This is a genomic window from Streptomyces thermoalcalitolerans (assembly GCF_039525155.1).
Lineage (GTDB): Bacteria > Actinomycetota > Actinomycetes > Streptomycetales > Streptomycetaceae > Streptomyces > Streptomyces thermovulgaris.
Genome location: NZ_BAAAHG010000008.1, coordinates 42,481 through 66,135 on the forward strand (window position 1 = coordinate 42,481; position 23,655 = coordinate 66,135).

Here is a 23,655-nt window from a genome sequence, read left to right on the forward strand (position 1 = left end):
CCGGCCGGCTCTCCCGGGCCGCTGCCCCGCGGCCCCCGTCACCCCGCCCGCGCGCACTCCGCCTGGAGCACCAGAAGGGCCAGGTCGTCCTCCGGCGGTCTGGCCCCGAAGTCGTGCACGAGCTGCCGGATGCGCTCGGCGATGCCGTCCGCGTCGAGCCCCACGCAGCCGGCGAGGGCCCGGGCGAGCCCGTCGCCGTCGTCGAACTGGCGGGAGCCGGAGCGCCGCTCGGTGACGCCGTCGGTGACGCACAGCAGGGTGTCGCCGGGGCCGAGCTCGAAGGTCTCGCAGGTGTACGTCTCGTCCTCGATCACCCCGAGCAGGGTCTGCGGCCGGGCGACCGTGCGCACGCCCCCGTCCCGCCCGAGGACCAGCGGCAGCGGGTGCCCGGCGCTGGCGAGGGTGCAGCGGACGCCGCCGTCGTGGGGGACGAGCTCGCCGTAGAGAAGGGACAGGAAGCGGGTCTGGGGGCTGTCGCCGGAGGCCGGGGCCCGGCCGCCGGCCGCCACCAGGACCCGGGCGGCGGCGTCGGCGGCCTCGGTGGCGTCGTCGAGGAGAAGCTGGTTGAGGCGGTCGAGGACGTCGGCGACGCCGTAGCCCTCGCGGGCCAGCAGCCGCAGCCAGGGCCGGACGAGCCCGATGACGACGGCGGCCTCGGGCCCCTTGCCCTGGACGTCGCCGATGGCGAAGCACCAGCGGCCGTCACCGGCCGGGAAGAGGTCGTAGAAGTCGCCGCTCGGGCCGCCCTTGTCGCACGGCTCGTACACCAGCGCACTGCGCAGACCGGGGATCCGGGCGACCGCGCCGGGCAGCAGTCCGCGCTGCAGCACGGCGCTGATGGTGGCCTGCCGGGCGTACTGGCGGGCCGCGCCGATGGCGAGCGCGACCCGGCGGCTGAGGTCCTCGACCAGGCCGGTGACCTCGTCGGGGAAGCGGTGCAGCCCGGTCCGCCCGATGACCAGCGTGCCCAGCGGACGGCCGCCGGCGATCAGCCGGTACGCGAGCGCCGTGCCGTGGGCCGCGTGGGGGCCGAGGGCCTCCGCGGGCCAGGGATAGGGGACGGGCCCGGAGCTCAGGCCGCCGGCGGGGCGCGGCGGGTCCTTCTCCAGGGCGCGGCGCAGCTCCTCCAGGCGGTCCTCGCTGACGTGCCAGACGCGGGCGAGCCGGGGTCCGGCCAGGCCGGTGCCGCCGCCCCAGCCCGCCCCGCTCTCGGCCCCGCTCCAGTGGGAGGTCCCCCAGCGCGCGGTGGACTCGTCCTCCAGCCACACCGCGCACCAGTCGGCCAGCCGGGGGACGAGCAGCTGTCCGGTGAGCGAGGCGACCAGGTCCTCGTCGAGCTGTCCGGCGAGCAGGTCGGAGGCCTCGGCGAGGAAGGACAGCGCGCCCCGGCCCAGCCACTCCCGGTCCCGGCCGGTGTACTGCGGCCCGGGAGCGAAGAGCTCGGCGACGGCGAACCCGCCCTCGGTGTCGTAGGTCTGTGCGCTCTCGCCCACCGTGCTGCCCTCGGCGGGCAGCCGCGCCCACACCGTCTTGGTGCCGGCCCGGTGGGTGACGCCCCAGGCCTCGGAGAGGGCGGCGACCAGGCGCAGGCCGCGGCCGTACTCGGCGGGCTCGCACGGCGTCTCGCCGCCGTGGTCACGGGGGACGCGCGTGGGGTGGCGGTCGCAGACCTCGATGACGCAGGCGCCGGTGTCGGGCTCCAGCCGGCAGGTCAGCTCGACGTCGGTGCCCGCGTGGACGACGGCGTTGGTGACCAGCTCGCTCACCACGAGAACGGCGTCCTCGGCCAGTCGCTCGGCGATCACGAATCCGAGGTCCGCCCACTCCGTCAGCACCGTGCGCAGCAGGGCGCGGGCGGAACCGGGCGCGAGAGGGCTGCCGGGCAGGGTCGTGTACACCTCCGTACCCGTTCTCGCGCCGCGGTGCGCGGTCGTGCCGGAGGCGTGCGCAGGCACCTCGGAGACAGGGGAGACGGTCTCCCGTTGCGTCGGAATGGCCCCCATCAGCGGCTCCCCGAGCAGAGCGGACGAATCGGTTCAGTCGTTGGGGACAGGGTGACAGAACGGCCGCGCTCATAAGCATGGAGTTACCGAAGTGAGCCACCGGGCGGGGAAACCGCACTGCAAAAGCGATCAAAGGCGGGCAGATCCGGGCACGCTCGAACGCCGGCCGTACGCGGCCGGGCCCCTCGCCTCTCCGGAGAGGCGAGGGGCCCGGTCAGGCCGGTACGCCGGCTACGCCTCGCGCGTGCCCTCGTACATCTCGTCGAGCAGGTGCTTGTAGGTGCGCTCCACCACGGGCCGCTTCAGCTTCAGGCTCGGGGTGACCTCGCCGTGCTCGACGTCGAGGTCGCGCGGCAGCAGGCGGAACTTCTTGATGGTCTGCCAGCGCTGCAGCTTCTGGTTGAGCCGCTGGACGTAGCCGTCGACCATCTCCACCGTCCGCGGATCGGCGACGACCTCGGCGTAGGTCCTGCCCTCCAGGCCGTTCTCCTTGGCCCACCCCAGGATGGCGGTCTCCTCCAGGGCGATGAGGGCGGTGCAGTAGTTCCGGTCGGCGCCGTGCACGAGGATGTTGGAGACGTACGGGCACAGCGCCTTGAACTGGCCCTCGATCTCGGCGGGCGCGACGTACTTGCCGCCGGAGGTCTTGATGAGGTCCTTCTTGCGGTCGGTGATGCGCAGATAGCCGTCCGGGGAGAGCTCGCCGATGTCGCCGGTGTGGAGCCAGCCGTCGGGCTCCAGGACCTCGGCGGTCTTCTCGGGCAGCTTGTGGTAGCCCTCCATGATGCCGGGGCCGCGCAGCAGGATCTCGCCGTCGTCGGCGATACGGACCTCGGTGCCGGGCAGCGGCTTGCCGACGGTGCCGGTGCGGTAGGCCTCGCCGGGGTTGACGAAGGAGGCGGCGGAGGACTCGGTGAGGCCGTAGCCCTCCAGGATGTGGATGCCGGCGCCGGAGAAGAAGTAGCCGATCTCCGGGGCGAGGGCGGCGCTGCCCGAGATGCAGGCGCGCATCCTGCCGCCGAAGGCCTCGCGGATCTTGGCGTAGACGAGCTTGTCGGCGACCTTGTGCTGGGCGGCCAGGGCGAACGGCGCGGAGCGGGTGCCGGTGCGCTGGAAGTTGTCCTGGGTGACCTTGGCGTACTCGCGGGCGACCCCGGCGGCCCACTTGAAGATCTTGTACTTGGCCGCGCCGCCGGCGCGGGCCTTGGCGGCGACGCCGTTGTAGACCTTCTCGAAGATGCGCGGGACGGCCGCCATGTAGGTGGGCCGGACGACCGGCAGATTCTCGACGATCTTGTCGACCCGGCCGTCGACGGCGGTGACATGGCCGACCTCGATCTGGCCGGAGGTGAGGACCTTGCCGAAGACGTGGGCGAGCGGCAGCCACAGGTACTGCACGTCCTCGGAGCTGATCAGCCCGGTGGCGGCGATGGCCTTGGCCATGTACGACCAGTTGTCGTGCGGCAGCCGGACGCCCTTGGGGCGGCCGGTGGTGCCGGAGGTGTAGATGAGGGTGGCGAGCTGGTCCTTGGTGATCGCGTCGACCCGCTCCTTGACCAGCGAGGGGTGCTTGCCCAGATGGGCGGCGCCGCGGCTCTCCAGCTCGGCGAGGGTGAGCACCCAGTCGCTCGTCTCGACGCCGTCCGGGTCGATGACCACGACATGGTGCAGCTCGGGCAGCTCGGCGCGCTTCTCCAGCACCTTGGCCAGCTGGCCGGCGTTCTCCGCGATGAGGACCCTGCTGCCGGAGTCGGAGAGGATGAACGCGGACTCGTCGGCGTTGGTCTGCGGGTAGATGGTGGTCGTGGCGGCGCCCGCGCACATGATGCCGAGGTCGGCGAGCACCCACTCCACCCGGGTGGTGGAGGCGAGGGCGACCCGCTCCTCGGGCTGGACGCCCAGCTCGATGAGTCCGGCCGCGATCGCGTGGACCCGCTCGGCGGCCTGCGCCCAGCTCAGCGACTTCCATTCGTCCGGCCCCTGGCCGGAGGCGGGGGGCACGGGGTAGCGGTAGGCCTCGGCGTCCGGTGTGGCCGCCACACGCTCCAGGAAGAGGGCCGCCACGGACGGCGGACGGTTCTCGATCAGGGTTTGTGCGTCGCTCACGACATCCTCCGGGGCCCGCGACATTGCGGCTGGCTCAAGTGTGGCTGGGTCGACTCACGGGGGTGGTTCGACTTGCTGTTTAACTCGCGAGTAACTATCGGGCGGGCATCAGCGTAAAGGCCTCCCGGCCACCGCGTAAGGGGCTGTGGCCTGTCGATTTCTCCAGAGAGCGCTACCACGTGCACGCGCGAAGCCCGCCGCACTCGCGTGCGACGGGCCCTTTTCCACCGGTTTGCCGGGTGGCCACGGCCGGGGACGGCTACTTCTTGCCCTTGCCCGACCCCGAGGCGTCGTCACTGGAGAGCACCGCGATGAAGGCCTCCTGGGGCACCTCCACGGACCCCACCATCTTCATGCGCTTCTTGCCCTCCTTCTGCTTCTCCAGCAGCTTCCGCTTGCGGGAGATGTCACCGCCGTAGCACTTGGCGAGGACGTCCTTGCGCAGGGCGCGGATGGTCTCGCGGGCGATCACGCGGGAGCCGATGGCCGCCTGGATGGGCACCTCGAAGTTCTGCCGGGGGATGAGCTCCTTGAGCTTGCTGACCAGCCGGACGCCGTACGCGTACGCCTGGTCCCTGTGGGTGATCGCCGAGAAGGCGTCCACCTTGTCCCCGTGCAGCAGGATGTCGACCTTCACCAGGTTGCTGCTCTGCTCGCCGGTGGGCTCGTAGTCCAGCGAGGCGTACCCGCGGGTCTTGGACTTCAGCTGGTCGAAGAAGTCGAAGACGATCTCGGCGAGCGGGAGGGTGTAGCGGATCTCGACGCGGTCCTCGGAGAGGTAGTCCATGCCGCGGAGGGTGCCGCGGCGGCTCTGGCACAGCTCCATGATCGCCCCGATGAACTCGCTGGGCGCGAGGATCGTGGCCCGGACGACCGGCTCGTACACCTCGGCGATCTTGCCCTCGGGGAACTCGCTGGGGTTGGTGACCGTGTGCTCGCGGCCGTCCTCCATGATCACGCGGTAGACCACGTTGGGGGCGGTGGCGATCAGGTCGAGACCGAACTCCCGCTCGAGCCGCTCGCGGATCACGTCCAGGTGGAGCAGGCCGAGGAAGCCCACGCGGAAGCCGAAGCCGAGGGCCGCGGAGGTCTCCGGCTCGTAGACCAGGGCGGCATCGTTGAGCTGCAGCTTGTCGAGGGCCTCGCGCAGCTCGGGGTAGTCGGAGCCGTCCAGCGGGTACAGGCCCGAGAAGACCATGGGCTTGGGCTCCTTGTAGCCGCCCAGCGGTTCCTCGGCGCTCTTGTCCTGGCTGGTGACGGTGTCGCCGACCTTGGACTGGCGGACGTCCTTCACGCCGGTGATGAGGTAGCCCACCTCGCCGACCCCGAGCCCGTCGGCGCTGATCATCTCGGGCGAGTTGGTGCCGATCTCCAGCAGCTCGTGCGTGGCGCCGGTGGACATCATCCGGATCCGCTCGCGCTTGTTGAGCCGGCCGTCGACGACACGGACGTACGTCACGACGCCCCGGTAGGAGTCGTAGACCGAGTCGAAGATCATCGCGCGGGCGGGGGCGTCGGCGTCGCCGACCGGGGCCGGGATCTTCTCGACCACCCGGTCGAGCAGCGCCTCGACGCCGAGGCCGGTCTTGGCGGAGACCTTCAGCACCTCGTCCGGCTCGCAGCCCACCAGGTTCGCCAGCTCCTCGGCGAACTTCTCCGGCTGCGCCGCCGGAAGGTCGATCTTGTTGAGCACCGGGATGATCGTGAGGTCGTGCTCCATCGCCAGGTAGAGGTTGGCGAGGGTCTGGGCCTCGATCCCCTGGGCCGCGTCGACGAGGAGGATGGTCCCCTCACAGGCGGCGAGCGACCGCGACACCTCGTAGGTGAAGTCGACGTGACCCGGAGTGTCGATCATGTTGAGGATGTGCGTGTTGCCGGGGTCGTGGGTGGGGGCCCACGGCAGACGCACCGCCTGGGACTTGATCGTGATGCCGCGCTCGCGCTCGATGTCCATGCGGTCGAGGTACTGAGCACGCATCTGCCGCTGCTCGACCACGCCGGTCAGCTGGAGCATCCGGTCGGCGAGCGTGGACTTGCCGTGGTCGATGTGCGCGATGATGCAGAAATTGCGGATCAGAGCCGGGTCGGTACGGCTCGGCTCGGGCACGTGGTTAGGGATCGCGGGCACGCAGGGTCCTGTTCCTTGAGGCACCTTATGCCTCGGGTCGGATCGATACGTAGCTTCCATGGTCCCACGCGCCCAGGACCGGTGGCCGGTTTGGGCTGCCCGGCGGGCCACTGGTAGCGTGGGGGGCTGTGTCTCATGCCCTCCGGCGCGAGACACGTCTCAAGAAAACACCGGTACGGGATCCCCGCGGCCCCGCACCAGAATCCGAAAAGGCTTATTCGTGGCGAACATCAAGTCCCAGATCAAGCGGAACAAGACCAACGAGAAGGCTCGGCTGCGCAACAAGGCTGTCAAGTCCTCTCTGAAGACTGCGATCCGCAAGGCTCGCGAGGCCGCTGACGCGGGTGATGTCGAGAAGGCCGTCGAGCTGCAGCGCGCCGCCGCGCGCCTGCTCGACAAGGCCGCCTCGAAGGGTGTCATCCACAAGAACCAGGCTGCCAACAAGAAGTCGGCCCTGGCCATCAAGGTCGCGTCCCTCAAGGGCTGAACCTCTTCTTGATCTGACCGCCGGAAGGACCCAGGGCGAGCCCTCTCACTTCCGCCCCCGACCGGCACCCCGGATCTGCGCGCGGCCTGCGTTCGCCACGCGGGCGTAGATCCGACCGACGTGACCGAAGGCCCCGGAGCCATCCCTTTTTCCCCAGGGGGAGGCGTCGGGGTCTTCGGCGTGCGCGCGTCGGTGTCGGCTATGCCCGGCCTCGGGAGCGGGCCGCACGGGCGATGGTCACCACCGCCTTCTCCAGGACGTACTCGGGGTCGTCGCCGCCGCCCTTGACGCCGGCGTCGGCCTCGGCCACGGCGCGGAGGGCGAGGGCCACCCCGTCCGGGGTCCAGCCGCGCATCTGCTGGCGCACCCGGTCGATCTTCCACGGCGGCATGCCGAGCTCCCGCGCGAGGTCGGCCGGACGGCCACCGCGCGCGGAGGACACCTTTCCGATCGCCCGCACGCCCTGGGCGAGCGCGCTGGTGATCATCACCGGTGCCACACCGGTCGCGAGCGACCAGCGCAGCGCCTCCAGGGCCTCCGCCGTCCGCCCCTCGACGGCCCGGTCGGCGACCGTGAAGCTGGAGGTCTCGGCCCGGCCCGTGTAGTACCGGGCGACGACGGCCTCGTCGATCGTGCCCTCGACGTCGGCGACCAGCTGGGACACCGCCGAGGCCAGCTCCCGCAGGTCACTGCCGATCGCGTCGACCAGCGCCTGGCACGCCTCGGGCGTGGCCGACCGTCCGAGCCCGCGGAACTCACCGCGGACGAACGCCAGCCGGTCGGCGGGCTTGGTCATCTTCGGGCAGGCCACCTCCCGCGCCCCCGCCTTGCGCGCAGCGTCCAGCAGCCCCTTGCCCTTGGCGCCGCCCGCGTGCAGCAGCACGAGCGTGATCTCCTCGGCGGGCGCCTTCAGATACTCCTTCACGTCCTTGACCGTGTCCGCCGACAGGTCCTGCGCATTGCGCACGATCACGACCTTGCGCTCCGCGAAGAGCGACGGACTGGTCAGCTCGGCGAGCGTGCCGGGCTGCACCTGATCCGCAGTGAGATCCCGTACGTCCGTGTCGGCGTCGGCGGCCTTGGCGGCGGCCACCACCTCCTGCACGGCACGGTCGAGCAGCAGCTCCTCCTGCCCGACGGCGAGCGTCACCGGGGCGAGGGGGTCGTCGTTCGCAGTCTTCCTGGCCATCGCGACAAGCATCCCACGGGCCGCCGACAGCACCGCGGGGCCGGACGCCGGACGGGGCAGGCGGCTCTCCCAGGGCACCGCGGCTCCTGCCGCGAGGCCCCCCTGACGCCGCGACTCCTCCCGCGAGGACTGCGGAAACTTCCCTGTGGGAACTGCGAAGCTTCCCTGTGCGGACTACGGCTCCTCCCGCCAGCCCTCCCACTCCCCCACGAAGGCGTCCAGCTCCTGCGGATCGAGCCGGCCCGCCTCGTCCCGCAGAAGGACCAGCCACTGCGCGTCCTCGGCGTCGTCCTCCCCGGCCAGCTCGTCGCGGACGGTCCTCGGTTCCTCGTCGAGGGCGAACCGCTCCCCGAGGGCATCGGCCACCTCCTCCGCGGCCTCCCGGTCGGGCAGCACCAGCACGTGTCTCACATCGCTCACACCGACATTCTCGAGCACCCGGCCCGGCCCTCCTCAGCCGCTCCCTTCCCCGGAGCCTCCCTTGGGGGCCCGCACGACCGGGACCTCGCCGAGCTCGATCCCGAACCGCTCCCGGTACACCGCGAGCACCTCCTCGTCCGAGTCCAGGTCCCGCACCTCGCGCTTCCCGTCCGCCCCCGTCGTGGTCAGCGTGCGCCCGCTGAGGGTGATCCGTCCGCCGTCCTCGGTGAGCCGCGAGCACACCAGCGACCGCGTGAAGTACGAGGTGGGCGAGGTGCTGTGCCACCAGACCCCGGCCAGGAAGTCGGCGAGCGCCCGGGGCCGCACCTCCAGCCGGTACTGGGGCTGCCCCTCCCGGAGGACGTCCAGATCGCCGGCCTCCGCCTCGACGATCCTGAAGGTGCCGCCCGGATCGACCTGTTCACCCCGCTCCCCGAACGCCAGCGGGAAGTGGCTGAATGCCCCGAAGCCCACGTCGGTCAGCCAGTCACCCCCGTCCACCGTCCGCACCCGCAGCGCGAGATGGTCGTACGGGATGCCCAGCCGCCCCTCCGGCCCGTACGTCCGCGCCGCGAGCAGCATGACGTCGAACCCCAGCGCCTCCAGCAGCGCTGCGAACGCCCCGTTGAGCTCGTAGCAGAACCCGCCCCGGTGCTCGTCCACCACCTTGGCCACCAGCCGCTCGTCCTCCAGCACGATCTCCTGGCCGAGATGGATGGACAGATTTTCGAAGGGCACGGTCCCCAGGTGCCGCAGATGCAGCTCCCGCAGGGCGTCGGTGGTGGGCGAGGCCGGGCGCTCGGCCCCGATGCGGCGAAGATAGGCGTCGACCCGTACGGCATCCATGCCCCCAGTCTCGCGCCCTCCACAGCCCCACAACCCACTCGGGTCACCACGAACGCCCCGTCCCGGTCCGTGCACAGCACCGCCACGCCCGCACACGCAGGGCAAGGGCGGCGACGGGCTGCCCTCTTGCTCCAACGCCCTCCCTCGAATGGGGCCGTACTCGCCATCCGCACCCCGCCCCATCGGCTTGCCTCTGAGCACGCCAAGGCCCCGCTCATCCGCCACGGGGGGACGGACGAACGGGGCCGGTCCGGTCGTCACGCAGGTGCGTGACGCAGAGCCAGGTCCCGGTACGGCAGGTCGACGACGGGGCAGTCCGACACACCGCGCCGGGTCTCGGTCTCCGAGACGATTCGCGCTGCCGCGTCGGCGTCCGCGCTGAGCACTTCGGTCTCCACGAAGACACCGACACCGACCACTGTGTCGACACTCACCGTGACGTCGGGGTGCGACCTGTGCCGGTAGACAGTGCGGTGCTTCTCCACACGAACCAGGCGCCGCATGCCGATGTTCTCCAGCAGCTGCTCGGCACGGCAGGCATTGCCCGGCATCAGGTGGACATTCGTCTCCGGCTTGGAGATCACGTCGTCAGCACTGTGCGTGGCCTCGGTGGACGGCGGCTTGTAGGTGATCTCGGCGAAGTCGCCGCGCTGCCGCACCCGCAGGCACTCCACGGTCTGCATGTAGTCGACGTCCGGACGGCTGTAGTAGGTGTCCACCTCGGTCACAGTCGGATCCGGCACCCAGCCGAGGCGGTCCAGCATCTGCGTCAGCGCCTCGCCGTCGTCGGCCAGCTGCCGCTTGCGTTCGACCTCGATCGGCCGGGTCACGTCATCCTCCCGAGTTGATGGCCGCATACACGCGGGCCAGGCTGCTCTTGCTGCACCACTGCTGAAGGCAGTGCATCTCCTCGGTGTCCCTGAGCAGGTTGGCAACGCGTGACGCAGATACCAGTTGCAGACGCCCGACCCCTGCGCATCACATCAGCCCTTCGGCCAAGTGAAGTGCTGTCCCTCGGGGGTGACGAGGATTTCGAAGCGGGTCAGGGCCGGAGAGCCGTCTGCCTGCCAGCGCAACAGGTGCTCCTCGACCTGGTCCCACAGCTGTACAGGCCCGCCCTGACGGACGGTCCGGTGTTCGCCGTCCAGGACCAGGGCCGCCCAGGCGCCCGCCTCCACGTCGATCAGGACGTGCTGGGTCTTGTCGGCGAGCGTCAGGGAGAGGCGCTGCGCGTGCGGGGCCGCCAGCTGGGCCACGAACCGTGCGTCCCAGGCGTCCAGGACCTCGGGACCGAGCCGGGCCACCCTCTCCTGGCCGGACTCCAGGTCGGGGAGCGTCCCGAGCGGCGGCGGCATCTGCGGTCGGGCCGGCATGAAGGAGACCTGTCCCCCGAGGAGCCGGCCGCGGGCCTCGCCGTCGTCACCGACGGTCAACCGGGCCAGTTCGGAGGCATGCATCCAGCCGCCCACCGTGGCGAGGATGACACCGCCCGGCTTGGTCTGCTCGATCCAGGAGTACGGCAGCTGTCGCACACCACAGGTGGCGACCAGCCGGTCGTACGGGGCGCCGTCCTTGTGCCCGGCCAGACCGTCGCCGACCACCAGCTCCGGGAAGTAGCCGCAGGCCACCAGAGCAGTGCCGGCCCGGCGGGACACCTCGGCGTCCACTTCCACCGACGTGACCAGGTCGTCCCCGAGCCGGTGACACAGCAGACCCGTGGAGTAGCCCGTGCCGGTGCCGATCTCCAGCACTCGGTCGCCGTCCTCCACCTGGAGGTCCTCCAGCATCCGCACGACCAGGCTCGGCAGCGTGCTGGAGGAGGTGGGCTCACGCAGAATCTCACCACGAATGTCACCGGGAACGATGGTGCCCGCGATCTGGGTGACCAGGGACTCGTCGGCGTAGCAGCGCTCCAGCCAGCCGTCGGCGTCGGCCAGGACCGGCCGCCAGGCATCCGGTGCGGAACGCACGAAGAAGCCACCGCGCAAGAACTCGTGCCGGGGCACGGCTTCGACGGCCTTCCGCCATGGCTCGGTGCGCAGAGAACCGCCTGCGGCAAGGCGGCCGGCCAGCTCCCGGCGCAGGGCGGCGGAGTCCATGACGGTCATCAGCGGCTCTTCCTTTCCAGGAGGTCGGCCATGGCCGCGAGCATCGGCAGGCCGGTCTCGTCCTCCAGCCAGTACCACTGGCCCGAGGGATTGCACTCGAGGAACCACCATCGCCCCGCACGGTCAACGGCGAAATCGAAAGCACCGAAGACGAGACCGAAGTGGGACAGGTATGCGTGCAGAGCCTCGGTGACGCCCGGCGGCGGTGTGTCGACGCTGTAGCGCAGACGGCTGTAGTCGGTGCGCCAGTCCAGCAGGTCCGAGTCGATACGGACGGCGAAGACCTGGTCGCCGATGACAGTGACCCGCACGTCCGAGGTCTTCTCCACACGCTGCTGGAACAGGTGCGCCGTCCCGGCCACGCCGTCGTCGATGTCCTCGACCGCCACTTCGGCGATCTTGACGACTGACGAGACACCGTCGATCCGGTACACGGGGTTGTACAGCGGCTTGTAGATGACCGAGCCGTGCTGCTTGATGAAGGCTCGTGCTGCGTCGGGGCTGGAGGTGATGAGCGTGGGCGGGACCAGGAAGCCCGCGCTCACCGCAGCCACCGGGCCGGAGGGCTTGAACTCTGCGTCTCCGATGCGGTGGGGATGGTTGACGTACAGGCAGCCGGGCAACGAGGCCAGCGCACCGCCGAGCCCGTACCGGGCCTGGGTGACGGCGTACCGGGCGTCCTGCTCGTCGAGATGAGGGAACGCGAACCCGGTCGGCCTGCGGTAGTACAGGGAGCGAACACCGGCCAGATCGGCCGTGCGGGAGGGAGTACGGAGGCGGCCTCGTAAGCCGCTCGAGGTGATCTCTGCCTCCACCGACAGTGATGCGGGGAAATCCCCGGAGTCGAGCCGCACGACCGGGACACCCCGGTCGTGCAGCTCGCGGATCACCACGTCGGCGGTGGGGTCGTGCAGGCTGGTGACGACCAGCACCGGACGCGGCTCACTCACTGGTCGCTGTCACTTCCCGTGTCGCTGTCCTGCGTGGTGCCGTTGCCGTCCGGGCTGGTGCCCGTGGCCGGGCTGGTGCCGGTGCTGGTGTTGTGCTTGCCCATCTCCATGACCTGGTCGTCCTTGTCGAAGAAGACGGCGGTCTGGGTGTCCGGGTCGAGTTCGACGCGCGCGTGGTCGGGAGCCGTCGTCGGGTAGGGAGCCATACGGCTGACACCCCACGGAACGGGGGTGGGTACGCCGGACGGAAGCGGCGATGAGACCGGGAATCGATCGGAGTGAACGAACAACGGATCTTCCTCTCTCGTGCGCTGGGATGAACCCACCCCCAGGACCGGACCTGCCGAGGTTCGGGGTTCCCGGAAGCGAGATCTGTGGGACCCGTCCCGCCGGAGACTTGCGGTCCTCCGACGGGACGGGCAGTCAAGAGATGCGACCCTGACCCTGAGGTCGCCATGGGGGTGCTTGTGTCAGTGCGGGGTCCGCGCCAGCACCACGGCGAGGACAGGGCCGGTCACGACCACCACGTAGGCGACCAGCCCGACGACGGCTTTCACGGCTGAAGAGCCCGCGCGATCAGGACTCGGGCCAGGATCCGCTCCGCCACCGGATCCGGCCGCACCTGCTCGATGTGCGCACGGTGCGCCCAGATCTCCCAGCCGGGTCCGGAAGCGGCTTCCTTATGCCCCAGGTAGACGGCGTCGTCCGGGTCGGCGATGTCCTCGCCGCAGGCCTGGCACACACGCACCGCGGCGGTCACCGGTGGCCGCCGATGCTCTCGTAGTGGTCGGCGAGCGCGTCGACGGAGCGGGCCAGGAGCCGCGCATGCGCGATGCCTGCGGGCAACGTCCAGCCGGGCTCCCGGCACAGCCGCACCCGAGCCTCCTCGATGCACGCCTTGACGCAGGCGCACAGCGCGTCGCCCTCCGGCAGACGGCCGGCCACACTCTCCACCGCGGGAATGACGACCATCAAATGTCCGCGCAGCAGCAGCGTCAGCGTCTCCAGCTCCTCCGGGCTGGGCGGCTCGGCGTCGTCGGCGAGCAGCCGGCGAACGGTGGCACGCATTGTCTCAACGTCCGGCGGGAGACTGCTCTGCTCTTCGCTGACGGGTGGTGGGGCAGTACCGTTTTTCATGTCGACGCTCCTTCGCAGCGTTGGCCATGCCCCGGGACCGTGTCAGCGGTCGCCGGGGTCTTGTCGTAGCCATAGACGCTAGGAGCGTCAGAGCACTCAGAGGGGTACAAGCCGTACCCCCTTGCAGAGGGGTACAGCTTGTACCTTTCTGATTACGCAGGGATACCGAGATTGCGGGCGAGTTGCTGGGCGTCGTCACGAATCATCGTGTTGTTGCCGGTGGCGAGTTCCACCACCGCGGAGCGGGTGAACAGGTTGAAGCGAACGGTCTCCGGGCTCTCCTTGTACGCCTTCTTCAACAGGTGCACGACGGCGACGTCCTCGCCCTGGAGGTGACAGGCGCGCGCCGATTCCACGAGGTGGAAGCTGCGGCGCGTCGCTGAGCGCATCGGCGCGAGATCGATGCGCTTCGCCACCTCGACAGCCGGCCCGGACCGTACGAGGTCCGTGTACATGGTGATCGCGTACGCGTCGACCATGTCCTTACCGAAGATCAACCACTCGTGTGCGTAGCCGTCACCGAGTCGCTTCGCGGCCTCACTGGCCCGGTCCCAGTAGCGTTCGGCATCTCCACGCCGTCCGACCTTCGCGTATGACAAGGCTGCGGCCAGATGCAACAGCCCCCACAGGGCCAGGTCTTCCGGACCACGCTCACGGTCGAGCAGGTCCGCGGCCTTCATCGCGAGATCGACACGGGCTTCGTGCCGCTCACCGGCATCCCGGAAGACATGGTTCATGTACCAGGCGGCCGCCGCGATCGCGTGCGGGTCGTCGGCGTCCTGCGCGGCGGTCATGGACCGGTCGCCGGTCAGCATCACCAGCTCGGGCGCCGGCTGAAAGCTGAGGTACAGCTGGGCGAGGTGATAGGTCTGCGCGAGAGCGACCAGGGCGCGGCGGCGCGCTTTACCCTCCAGAGCCCGGGCGGCGTACTGGCAGTCGGCGAGCAGGTCCGGCAGCAGTATCGCGATGCGTGTGCGGTGGTCACCGAAGCCGTGCCACATCTGCCAGGCCTGCCGCACGCGTGCGGCCAGCGCATCAGCGCTCTCCGGTTCCTCGTCGCTGCTGTTGAAGCGGTAGCTGGTCAGCGCGGCCTTCACGGCGGACAGCGCCGTGTGCGCAGCTTTGCCGTACGTAGCAGACGACAGTCGCTCATCGCCCGTGAGTTCGGACAGGTCTTCCACACCGAGGACGTCGGCGAGCTTCAGCAGCATCGGCAGGCGCGGCATTTGGAAGCGCCCGTTCTCAAGTGCCTTGACCCATTCGGCGGATCTGCCGACCTGCCCGCCAAGAACCGGGCGCGTGAGCCCGGCGCGTTCACGGGCCCGCTTGACGCGCTGCCCGAACGTCGGGGGGATCGGGTCATCAGTGTGTACGGGCATAACGGCTCCGTTCTGGACTCGACACTCAGAACGGTACCCGGGTCAAGCCAGGGAACTCTCGCAACAGCCCTCGCCCCACCGGCGGGGCTGTTGCCATACACGCACGACAAGGCCCCCGCTGCTCGCAAGACGGCAGGGGCAGCGGCACCACTTCCCCCTGGGAGAAAGAAGACATGGGCCGGCCACCGCCCCAGGAAGTGCCGGACCCTCGAGGAGGGCACCGGCGAGGCGGTGGAGCGATCGCAATGCACCAATGCCCGAAGGCGCGAGCCTTCAGCCGTCGACAATGCCGACAAGCTCGGTGAGGCTGCTGATCCGCCAGTCCGCTGCCGTCACGACATCAGGAGCGTCCGCCCACAGGTGTCCCCAAGGACCACGGCGGATATGCGCCGCACGCAGCCCCGCCGCCTTCGCCGGGAACACGTCGTTGGCCGGGTGGTCGCCGACATACAGGGTCGCGCTCGGGACCGCCTGCGCCACCTCCCTCACCCGATGGAAGAACTCCGGCTGCGGCTTCGCAACGCCCCACTCCCCCGAGGTGACAACGAGATCCGCCGGGAGGTTCAGGGCACGCAGCAGCTCCCCGGCACGACGGGTCTGATTCCCCGCGATGATCACGCGTATGCCCTGCCTGCGCAGCGCAGTGAGGGCCGGACGGACGTCGTCGTACAGGTCGCTCTCGTCCAGGTCCTCCCCACGGCCGGCGGCTTCGCGAGCGTGGTACTCGGCAGCGAGGTCGATGCCCGGTCGCACCAGACGCAGGGCTTCGGCATTGTCCTGCCCCCGGGCGACGACGGCCCCCACGAGCGCGGACAGGGTGTGTCGGGGGATGTCCAGCCAGTCGGCCCAGGACGCCCAGTACCGGTCGTCCCGAGTGATCGTCTCGCCGACATCGAACACGATGGTCTCAATCACGCCTGGGAGCCTAGGAGCCGCAGCGCTGCCACCGGGTGCGTCCGGCCCTGGCCGCAGCAGAACGCCGCCGGGCGGAGGCGAGCCCCTGCCACTCGAACCCGGTCCGCCTGCGTCCGTACACAGCTCAGTCGGCCGTACCGGTACACCGGTCGGCCGGAATGCCTGAAGGCACGTCACAGCGCGCGCACAATGATCCGCGACCTTCTGTCGAGCTGAGGGAGAACCGTGACCACGATCGCCGTGACAGGGCACATGGACCTGACCGAAGACAGCGTGCCATTGGTCCGCGACGCCCTGCGGGAAAAGCTCAAGCCTTACGCCGCAGAAGGAAATCTGGTCGGTGTCTCCTGCATCGCCGAAGGATCCGACTCCTTGTTCGCCGATGTCGTGCTGGAACTCGGTGGTCGACTGGTCGCGGTGATCCCTTCGAAGAACTACCGGCAAGCCAAGGTGAAGCCGGAGCACACCGAGACGTTCGACCGACTGGTCAAGGCCGCTGACGAAGTTGTGGTGCTGAAGCACGAGACCGCGAATCGATCGGCGTACGAGGACGCCAACAACACACTTCTCCAGCGTGCCGAACGCCTTGTCGCCGTATGGAACGGCGAGCCGCCGTCCGGCAAGGGTGGCGGCACCGCCGATACCGTCCTTGCCGCACGCAAGACCGGTATGCCGGTCGACGTGGTGTGGCCCGAGGGAGCAGCACGCCGAAGCTGAGCCGCACGCAGGAAAGACGGGGCGGTTTCCGAGAATCCGCCTACCAGACAAGCGTGTGACGCAATTTTCACTGTTTGTGAAACCTGCGTCAGGACAGGCCGATCCACGCGGCGAAACCCGTCAAGGATTCCTTGCTGTACCGCTCCTTGTGGATCAGCGTCTGTACGGTTTCCCGCACTTGAGGGTGGTTCCGGGTCTGCTCGGGTGCCACCCGGCGAGCAGCTTGGAGCGCTGCCAGCGCCTTGTCCCGGTTGCCGTAGTCCAGCCAGCCTCTGGCCAGGTCCATGTACCAGCGGCCGGCCCGTACCGGGGCCACGTTCGCAGGCAGCCGCGTGTGTTCCGCGCAGCGGACGACTTCCGGCCCGTCGTACGTCTCCACGGCGACACCGAGGCGGTGCATGGCCACGTTGGTCGGCCCGAATTCCAGGCCGTAATGGTTGGCGTCCTTGCCCAGCAGCCGAGCGGCGTCGGCAGCGGCGTCCAGGTGCGCGCGGGCGGTCGGCTTGTTCCCGGCACGTGCGGCGAACATCGCGGACCGCAGATGCACAGCACCGTGCACACTCAGCGTCGGCGCGTCCATGCGGGTGATGTCCTCGCCCACGTCGTGGCGGACCCGGTCCAGCAGCCGCACACCCCGGTTGTAGGCGGCGGCTTTCAGGAACAGGGTGGAACGCTGCCACTGGGTACGGGCGACGCGCAGCGGATCACCGGATTCACGTGCCGCCCACTGCACCCGGTCCATCGCCTGCGACCGCAAGTCGAACAGCCCCACCGCGTAGGCGATCGCCGTGACCCCGGTGTACGCCTCCGACAGCAGGCCGAACAGCCGTTCCCGCTCGAGGCCGTCGGCGGCGTGGCAGGCCGTCGACAACTCATCCAGCAGCGGCGGCAGCATGAGCCCCAGCTTGGCGTACTTGGCTTTCCGGCCCAGAGCGGACGCTCGCGCAACGTCGGCTGCCAGGTCGTCGTACGACCGCACCGGTAAATCCTCGTCCGGCAGGTCCCATGACAGCATCGCCGCCTGAATGTCCGGGATGGTCCCGTACACCCGGCCCCGCTGCGGGCCCTCGTACGGCTGCCCGGTCAGCTGCTCCAGCCGCACATGCAGTGCGCGAGCAGCACCGGCGGTGAGCGACGGCGTGGCCGGCTTGTGACCTCGTTCGACCTGGGCGATGAGGCTCTTGGAGCAGGGGATGCGCTGAGCGAGCTGAAGCTGTGTCAGGCCGCGCGCCTTGCGCACCTCGGCAATACGCCGCCCGATCCGCTCTCCTGCTGTGTCGCCTGTGTACGGCATGACGGAATCCCCCGAGTCTCGGAACCTCGAAGGTACCCCCGGCTCGGTCTGGAGCGCAGCGTTCGGCCCCTCATCTCCCACGATCGGGCGTCGCCGTCCGCAGTGCAGGACACAGTCGGGCATACGGCGGTGGAGCAACCACAACGCGCCACGACGCCGGAAAGCACAAGCCTTTGGGACACCGGAGCGGCCCTACCCTCTCAACGGCTCTTAACCACCATGGCCGGGTGCCCCTCCTTTCACCTCAAACTCCCCCTCAAGTGAAGGTGGTTACGTGTGATCGGATGGAACGCATGGCGACGACTTCCGGTGTGCTCTACCTGTTCGGCTCCGCTGCACCACCCGTCTTCGACGTGGCATCGGTCATTCGGGATGCGCAGGCCCGCGGCTTCGACGTGTGCCTCGGGCTCACCCCTACGGCCGCCCGCTGGCTCGCCCCGCAGATCACCGAGCTGGAACAGCTGACCGGGCATCCCGTGCGCAGCGAGTACAAGATGCCGGGCGAGCCGGACGTGTGGCCGAAGGCGGACGTCATCGCTGTCGCGCCGGCCACCTTCAACACGGTCAACGCATGGGCGCTCGGCATCACCCGGGACTTCGTGGTCGGTGTCGTCGCCGAGGGCATCGGCAAGAACATTCCCATGGTGACGATGCCGTGCGTCAACGCCGCATACGTCCAGCACCGCCAGTTCGAGCGCAGCATTGCCGAGCTGCGCGACATGGGCGTACGAGTCCTGTACGGGGAGGACGGCTTCGTCCCGAACCAGCCGGGCCAAGGAAAGCCGAAGGAGTACCCCTGGCATCTGCTCCTTGACGCAGCACAGGACGCCGCTGGGCGGACGTGAGCCCCTGCTGCCCGAAGGCGGCAGGGGTGGGCCACCGCCCTCCCCAGGTGTGACTCCCGCAAGGTGTCCGTGGTGGGCGAGGATCGAGGCCCGGCTCCAGTGCGGCGAAGACGGGCGTCAGCCCGTACCGCACCCGTGCCCTCAGCCTCGCGCCACCCGTAGCTCCGCGCCCTCCCCCGTCACCGCGAGGGCTCCGTCGCGGTCCGTGCGCAGCACCACCGCGCCCTGGGCGCGGAGGGCGGCGACGGTGGTGGGGGACGGATGCCCGTAGGGGTTGTCCGCGCCGCAGGAGATCAGCGCCACGCGCGGGGCCGCCAGCCGTAACAGCTCCGGGCTCTGGTACGCCGAGCCGTGGTGGGCGACTTTCAGCACGTCCACGTCCGCCAGTCGCATGCCCGCCGGGGAGTGCAGCAGCCGCTGCTGGGCCGGGGGTTCGAGGTCGCCGAGGAGCAGCATCCGCAGTCCGCCGGAGCGGACGAGCAGGGTCACGCTGGCGTCGTTGGGGCCTTCCGGGTCCGGTGCCGGAGGCGGTGGCGGCCACAGCACCTGCCAGGTCAGCCCACCGATGCCGCGTTCCTCCCCGGCGACGGCACGGGTGAGCGGAATGCCGTGGTCGGCCGCCTCCCTCCGGACGAACTCGGCCTGCTGCGCCGGTTCCTCGTACCCGGTCGTCGCGATCGCGCCCACCGCGCGTCCCCGCAGGACACCGCGCAGGCCGGCCACGTGGTCGGCGTGGAAGTGGGTCAGCACGACCAGCGGGACTCTGGTGACGCCGAGCAGGCGCAGACAGCGGTCCACCAGCGTCGCGTCGGGCCCGGCGTCCACGACCACACCGGCGTCCCGGCCCGCCGCGAGCACCGTCGCATCGCCCTGCCCCACGTCGCACATCGCGAACCGCCAGCCCGGCGGCGGCCAGCCGGTGATCACCCGGGTCAGCGGCGGCGGCTGCACGATCACCAGCAGCAGGAGGACCCCGCAGACCGCGCAGAGCCAGGGGCGTTTGAGCAGCCACCGGCCCGCCAGCAAGGCCGCCACCGTGACCAGGCCCAGCAGCAGTGCCCCGGTCCAGCTGCCCGGCCAGTCCACTCCCCCGCCGGGCTGGGCCGCCCCCGTCCGGGCCACCTTGGCGAGCCATCCGGTCGGCCAGCTCGCGCACCAGGCGAGCGCCTTCGCCACCGGCATGGCGACCGGTGCCGTCGCCAGTGCCATGAAGCCCAGCACCGTCGCGGGTGCGATCGCGGCCTCCGCGAGGAGGTTGCACGGCACCGCGACCAGACTCACCCGGGCCGACGGCACGGCCACGACCGGCGCGCACAGCGCCTGCGCGGCGGCCGCCGCGGCCAGCGCCTCGGCCAGGCGGGCGGGCACCCGGCGCCGTCGCAGCGCCGCGCTCCAGCGGGGCGCGAGCGTGAGCAGGGCGCCGGTGGCCAGCACCGACAGCAGGAAGCCGTAGCTGCGGGACAGCCATGGGTCGTACAGCACCAGCAGCAGCACGGCGGTCGCCAGGGCGGGCAGCAGCGATCTGCGGCGTCCGGTCGCGAGGGCGAGCAGCGCCACGGACCCGCAGGCCGCGGCCCGCAGCACGCTCGGGTCGGGCCGGCACAGGACGACGAATCCCAGGGTGAGCACCGCGCCGGTCAGCGCGGTGCCGCGCAGCGTGAGGCCGAGCCGTGGTGCGAGGCCCCCGCGCTCGGCGTACTGGGCCAGGCCGGGCGGCCCGACGAGCAGGGCGAGAAGGATCGTGAGATTGCTCCCGGAGACGGCCAGGGTGTGGGCGAGGTCCGTCGCCTTGAACGCCTCGTCCAGCTCGGGAGTGATCCGTGAGGTGTCCCCGACGACCAGGCCCGGCAGCAGCGCCCGCGCGTCCGCCGGCAGGCCGTCGGTGGCCTCTCTCAGTCCCGCCCGCAGCCGTCCGGCCAGCCGCTGCGGGCCGGACGGCTGCGCCACCACCTCGGGGGGCGCACGGTCCCGGATCCGCAGCACCGCCGCGATCCGGTCGCCGCCTGTCAGCGGGGGCGTCAGCCGCGCGGTCACCCTCAGCCGCGTGGACGGCAGCAGGCCGAGCCAGGGCGAGTGCCGCGTCGGGTCGGCCGACGCACGTCGCTCTCCTCCCGAGGTGCTCTCGGCAGGGCCCGGCTGCTGCGTGCCGGTGTTGACGAGGAGCAGTACCGGAGCCCGGGTCGTCACGGCCGCTGTCCCTCCCCCTGCCCGCTCGACGCGTCGCACCTCGGCGTCGATCAGGACGGAAGGGGGCGGCATGCGGCCGCCGTGGACCCGGGGGCGGGCGGGACGGGGGTCGGACGTCAGCTCCACCTCGGCGGTCACTGTGGCGTACTGCCGTGCCAGGGCGGGCACCGGGCCGCGCCGTACGTCCGCGCCGTGCAGCCCGGCGACGAGGGCGGCAGCGGCGGAGGCGAGCAGTACGGCGGCGACAGAGGCACGTGCCCAGGGCCCTCCGACAGGAGCCCGGATCCCTCCGGCAGGAGGGGCGGGTGTCCGTCCGTGCCCTCGGCGCCGGCGGCCGAGGAGGAGGACGGCGGCTGCGGCGAGGCAGACGATCGCGAAGCCGGTCACCCAGCCCGTGGGGGCGTCCAGGGCGAGTGCGGCCGTCGCCCAGGCCGCAAGCGCGGGCGGGACGAGCCGGAGGTCCGCCGGTCCCTCCTGCCGGGGGTGGGAGGCTCCGAGCCGCTTGCCGGAGGCGGCGTGCACCGCCGGGCGAGCGGGGTGCTCGAGAGCCGCGGGCCCTCGCGGGTCGCCGGAACTCCGGTTCACGGGCCGACCAGGTTGCGCAGGTCGGCGAAGCGGCGCTCGCCGATGCCGTTGACCTCACGCAGCTGGTCCACCGAACGGAAGCCGCCGTGCCGTGTGCGGTAGTCGATGATGCGGCGGGCCAGCACGGGGCCGACGCCGGGAAGCGTCTGCAACTGGTCCACGGTGGCGGTGTTGAGGGAGACCGGGGCCGTGGGAGCGCCCGCCGTACCGGTGGTGCCCGTGTCCGGCGGGGCCGGTCCCGCCGCCGGGGCCGGGGCGCCGACGACGATCTGTTCGCCGTCCACGAGAAAGCGGGCCTGGTTGAGGCCGTCGAGGCTGGTGCCGGGACGCACCCCGCCGGCCGCCCGCAGCGCGTCGGCGACCCGCGATCCGGCCGGCAGGCGGTGGATTCCGGGGCGCCGGACCTTGCCGCTGACGTCCACCACGATCTCCGCACCGGCCGGGGCAGGGGCACCCGGTGCAGTGAACGGTGCCGCTGCGGCAGCGCCCTTTGCCTCCGTTCCCTCTGCTCCCCCTGCTCCCTCCGTCTGTCCCTGACGGGGGGCCACGGCCCGCACCAGCTCGGGCGCTTGGACGGTCTGGGTGCGGCCGGTCCAGAAGTGCTGCGCGGCGAGCACCGCGGCAAGGGCGAGCAGCACCGTGAGGGCCACCACGTTCCTGCGCTCCAGCCCGCACCGCGTCTGCAGCCACAGCGGCATCCGCTCCCGCACCGCCTCCGCGACCCGTCGCCGCCAGTGCGGCACGGCCACGGGACGGCCCGCACCGGCCCCGGCGGCCGGTTCCGGCTCCGTGCCGGCCGGTCCAGCCGGTTCCGTCGTCACCGTGTCAACCGCCGTGCCCCGGCTCGAAAGGCGGTGTCCGACGGCCCCGGACCCGGTGGTGGTGCCGGTCCAGTGGGGTCCGTTCGGCGGTGCGTGGGGCTCGGCCGCCGGGTGGCCGGTCCGGTCCGGTTCCACGTCCGCGTCCGGGGCGGCCCAGGACGGTTTGGGGCGGCCGGGCCGGAGCGGCGGCGTCTGGTGGGGGCCGTTGGCCGGCAGCTTGGCGGTTTCCGGGGGCCCGGTCCCCGGTTCCTCCGTCCGGACGGCGTGTTCGGCGAGGAGGGACCGTGCGCGTCGGCGCAGTTCCTCGGCCGAGGCCCGGCGGGCCGGCCGACGGCGGTGACGGGCCCGGCCGTCCGAGGCCGGAGCGCGGCCCGGGCCGCTGGTCGCCGCGGAGATGTGTGAGCGTGATCGCAGTGCCATGCGAGGAGCATCGGGCACTCCGGCACCCTCGCGATGATCTTGCTTGATTCCCGGGGATTACCCGCTGGTTGTGGACAACTCCGTCACTCGGACGGCCGATTCGTCCGCCGCCCGGACGGCCGGCCCGCGCCGTCCGCGGACGACCGGTCCGCGCCGTCTCGGCTACCGGAGCGAGACCACGACTCCCAGCAACCCCGGCCCGGTGTGCGCGCCGATCACCGCGCCGACCTCGCTGACGTGCAGGTCGGCCAGGTTGGGCAGCCGGGTGCGCAGCCGGTCCGCGAGGGCCGACGCCCGGTCGGGGGCGGCGAGGTGGTGGACGGCGATGTCCACGTCGGCGCCGCCCGCGCGCTCGGCCACGATCTCCTCCAGCCGGGCGATCGCCCTCGAGGCGGTGCGGACCTTCTCCAGCGGTTCGATGCGGCCGTCCTGCAGCTGCAGCAGCGGTTTCACCGCGAGCGCGGAACCGAACAGCGCCTGCGCGGCACCGATACGGCCGCCACGGCGCAGATAGTCGAGCGTGTCGACGTAGAAGAACGCGGAGGTGCCCGCCGCACGCTTCTCCGCGGCCGCGACCGCCTCGTCCAGCGTGCCGCCGGCCTCGGCGGCCTCGGCCGCGGCCAGGGCGCAGAAGCCGAGCGCCATCGCGATCATCCTGGTGTCCACCACCTGCACCGGCACCGGTGCCTCGCGTGCGGCGAGCACCGCGGCGTCGTAGGTGCCGGAGAGCTCCGCGGACAGGTGCAGGGAGACGATGCCGCTCGCGCCGGACTCCGCGACCCTGCGGTAGGTCGCGGCGAACAGCTCGGGGCTGGGGCGCGAGGTGGTGACGGGGCGCCGCTTCTGCAGCGCCTGGGCGAGGGAACGCGTCGAGATCTCGGTGCCCTCTTCGAGCGCCTGGTCGCCGAGAACCACGGTCAGCGGGACCGCTGTGATGCCGTGGCGCTCCATCGTCCGTGGCGGCAGATAGGCCGTTGAATCGGTGACGATCGCGACATGGCGGGACATGAGCTGGAGGTTACCTGTCGTGGCGCCCCGAGGGCAGCCCGGCTCCGTCCTCAGCGGGTCTCAGCAGGTCCCGGAGAGGTCCCGGCGGGTCATGTACGGCCGTCCGGCGG

21 protein-coding genes are annotated in these 23,655 nt (G+C 71.1%); 3 read left to right on the forward strand and 18 right to left on the reverse strand.

Features of this window, described 5'->3' with window-relative positions; translation table 11 throughout:
* Window positions 1-38 precede the first annotated feature (38 nt).
* The 3 genes from ABD224_RS07390 to lepA all read right to left on the reverse strand — a co-directional run bounded on the left by ABD224_RS07390 (window position 39) and on the right by lepA (window position 6,237).
* Entirely contained in the window at window positions 39-2,003 is a 1,965-nt protein-coding gene (locus ABD224_RS07390; protein ID WP_344048143.1) for a SpoIIE family protein phosphatase, read from the reverse strand.
* A gap of 231 nt (window positions 2,004-2,234) precedes the next feature.
* Window positions 2,235-4,109, reverse strand: coding sequence for an AMP-dependent synthetase/ligase (locus ABD224_RS07395; RefSeq protein ID WP_344048145.1), 1,875 nt, complete (start codon window positions 4,107-4,109; stop codon window positions 2,235-2,237).
* Between the two features lie 259 nt (window positions 4,110-4,368).
* On the reverse strand, window positions 4,369-6,237 hold the full coding sequence (gene lepA / locus ABD224_RS07400) for a translation elongation factor 4 (protein WP_344048148.1): 1,869 nt from the start codon (window positions 6,235-6,237) through the stop codon (window positions 4,369-4,371).
* Window positions 6,238-6,457: 220 nt separating this feature from the next.
* On the opposite strand from lepA, the gene rpsT reads away from it, so the two are divergent.
* A complete protein-coding gene (gene rpsT, locus ABD224_RS07405) occupies window positions 6,458-6,724 on the forward strand; it encodes a 30S ribosomal protein S20 (RefSeq protein ID WP_344048151.1) in 267 nt (88 codons plus the stop codon).
* A 199-nt stretch (window positions 6,725-6,923) separates the two neighbouring features.
* Here rpsT and holA read toward each other — a convergent pair whose 3' ends face one another.
* From holA to ABD224_RS07460, 11 genes are all read right to left on the reverse strand, one after another.
* Window positions 6,924-7,913, reverse strand: coding sequence for a DNA polymerase III subunit delta (gene holA, locus ABD224_RS07410; RefSeq protein ID WP_344048153.1), 990 nt, complete (start codon window positions 7,911-7,913; stop codon window positions 6,924-6,926).
* Window positions 7,914-8,087: 174 nt separating this feature from the next.
* Window positions 8,088-8,333 (reverse strand): hypothetical protein, encoded by a 246-nt coding sequence (locus tag ABD224_RS07415; RefSeq protein WP_344048155.1) that lies wholly within the window; start codon window positions 8,331-8,333, stop codon window positions 8,088-8,090.
* Between the two features lie 33 nt (window positions 8,334-8,366).
* The gene (locus tag ABD224_RS07420) at window positions 8,367-9,179 is read right to left on the reverse strand and encodes an arylamine N-acetyltransferase family protein (protein ID WP_344048157.1); all 813 of its coding nucleotides are present in this window, start codon (window positions 9,177-9,179) and stop codon (window positions 8,367-8,369) included.
* Between the two features lie 257 nt (window positions 9,180-9,436).
* A complete protein-coding gene (gene cyaB / locus ABD224_RS07425) occupies window positions 9,437-10,009 on the reverse strand; it encodes a class IV adenylate cyclase (RefSeq protein ID WP_344048159.1) in 573 nt (190 codons plus the stop codon).
* A gap of 153 nt (window positions 10,010-10,162) precedes the next feature.
* Entirely contained in the window at window positions 10,163-11,278 is a 1,116-nt protein-coding gene (gene tgmC / locus ABD224_RS07430) for an ATP-grasp peptide maturase system methyltransferase (RefSeq protein WP_425580935.1), read from the reverse strand.
* An 8-nt stretch (window positions 11,279-11,286) separates the two neighbouring features.
* The gene (tgmB, locus tag ABD224_RS07435; protein ID WP_344048163.1) at window positions 11,287-12,237 is read right to left on the reverse strand and encodes an ATP-grasp ribosomal peptide maturase; all 951 of its coding nucleotides are present in this window, start codon (window positions 12,235-12,237) and stop codon (window positions 11,287-11,289) included.
* Complete coding sequence (tgmA, locus tag ABD224_RS29425; protein WP_425580932.1) at window positions 12,234-12,563, reverse strand: putative ATP-grasp-modified RiPP; 330 nt, start codon at window positions 12,561-12,563, stop codon at window positions 12,234-12,236. Before tgmA ends, tgmB begins: the two co-directional genes overlap by 4 nt.
* Before the next feature lie 227 nt (window positions 12,564-12,790).
* On the reverse strand, window positions 12,791-12,997 hold the full coding sequence (locus ABD224_RS07445; protein ID WP_245863097.1) for a hypothetical protein: 207 nt from the start codon (window positions 12,995-12,997) through the stop codon (window positions 12,791-12,793).
* The gene (locus ABD224_RS07450) at window positions 12,994-13,305 is read right to left on the reverse strand and encodes a DUF6415 family natural product biosynthesis protein (protein WP_344048171.1); all 312 of its coding nucleotides are present in this window, start codon (window positions 13,303-13,305) and stop codon (window positions 12,994-12,996) included. Before ABD224_RS07450 ends, ABD224_RS07445 begins: the two co-directional genes overlap by 4 nt.
* Before the next feature lie 221 nt (window positions 13,306-13,526).
* Entirely contained in the window at window positions 13,527-14,753 is a 1,227-nt protein-coding gene (locus ABD224_RS07455; RefSeq protein WP_067389950.1) for a helix-turn-helix domain-containing protein, read from the reverse strand.
* A 273-nt stretch (window positions 14,754-15,026) separates the two neighbouring features.
* Window positions 15,027-15,668: an HAD family hydrolase gene (locus tag ABD224_RS07460; protein ID WP_344048175.1), complete on the reverse strand. Its 642-nt coding sequence runs from the start codon at window positions 15,666-15,668 to the stop codon at window positions 15,027-15,029.
* 225 nt (window positions 15,669-15,893) lie between these two features.
* On the opposite strand from ABD224_RS07460, the gene ABD224_RS07465 reads away from it, so the two are divergent.
* Window positions 15,894-16,385, forward strand: a complete 492-nt coding sequence (locus ABD224_RS07465; RefSeq protein ID WP_344048177.1) for a hypothetical protein — start codon at window positions 15,894-15,896, stop codon at window positions 16,383-16,385.
* Between the two features lie 88 nt (window positions 16,386-16,473).
* On the opposite strand, the gene ABD224_RS07470 is transcribed toward ABD224_RS07465, so the two are convergent.
* Window positions 16,474-17,679: a helix-turn-helix domain-containing protein gene (locus ABD224_RS07470; RefSeq protein WP_344048179.1), complete on the reverse strand. Its 1,206-nt coding sequence runs from the start codon at window positions 17,677-17,679 to the stop codon at window positions 16,474-16,476.
* Window positions 17,680-17,972: 293 nt separating this feature from the next.
* Here ABD224_RS07470 and ABD224_RS07475 point away from each other — a divergent pair, with 293 nt between their 5' ends.
* A complete protein-coding gene (locus tag ABD224_RS07475) occupies window positions 17,973-18,524 on the forward strand; it encodes a flavoprotein (RefSeq protein ID WP_344048181.1) in 552 nt (183 codons plus the stop codon).
* 141 nt (window positions 18,525-18,665) lie between these two features.
* Here ABD224_RS07475 and ABD224_RS07480 read toward each other — a convergent pair whose 3' ends face one another.
* From ABD224_RS07480 to ABD224_RS07490, 3 genes are all read right to left on the reverse strand, one after another.
* Window positions 18,666-21,233 (reverse strand): ComEC/Rec2 family competence protein, encoded by a 2,568-nt coding sequence (locus ABD224_RS07480; RefSeq protein WP_344048303.1) that lies wholly within the window; start codon window positions 21,231-21,233, stop codon window positions 18,666-18,668.
* 59 nt (window positions 21,234-21,292) lie between these two features.
* Window positions 21,293-22,537, reverse strand: a complete 1,245-nt coding sequence (locus ABD224_RS07485) for a ComEA family DNA-binding protein (RefSeq protein WP_344048183.1) — start codon at window positions 22,535-22,537, stop codon at window positions 21,293-21,295.
* A gap of 162 nt (window positions 22,538-22,699) precedes the next feature.
* On the reverse strand, window positions 22,700-23,545 hold the full coding sequence (locus ABD224_RS07490) for a DegV family protein (RefSeq protein ID WP_344048185.1): 846 nt from the start codon (window positions 23,543-23,545) through the stop codon (window positions 22,700-22,702).
* Window positions 23,546-23,655 lie beyond the last annotated feature (110 nt).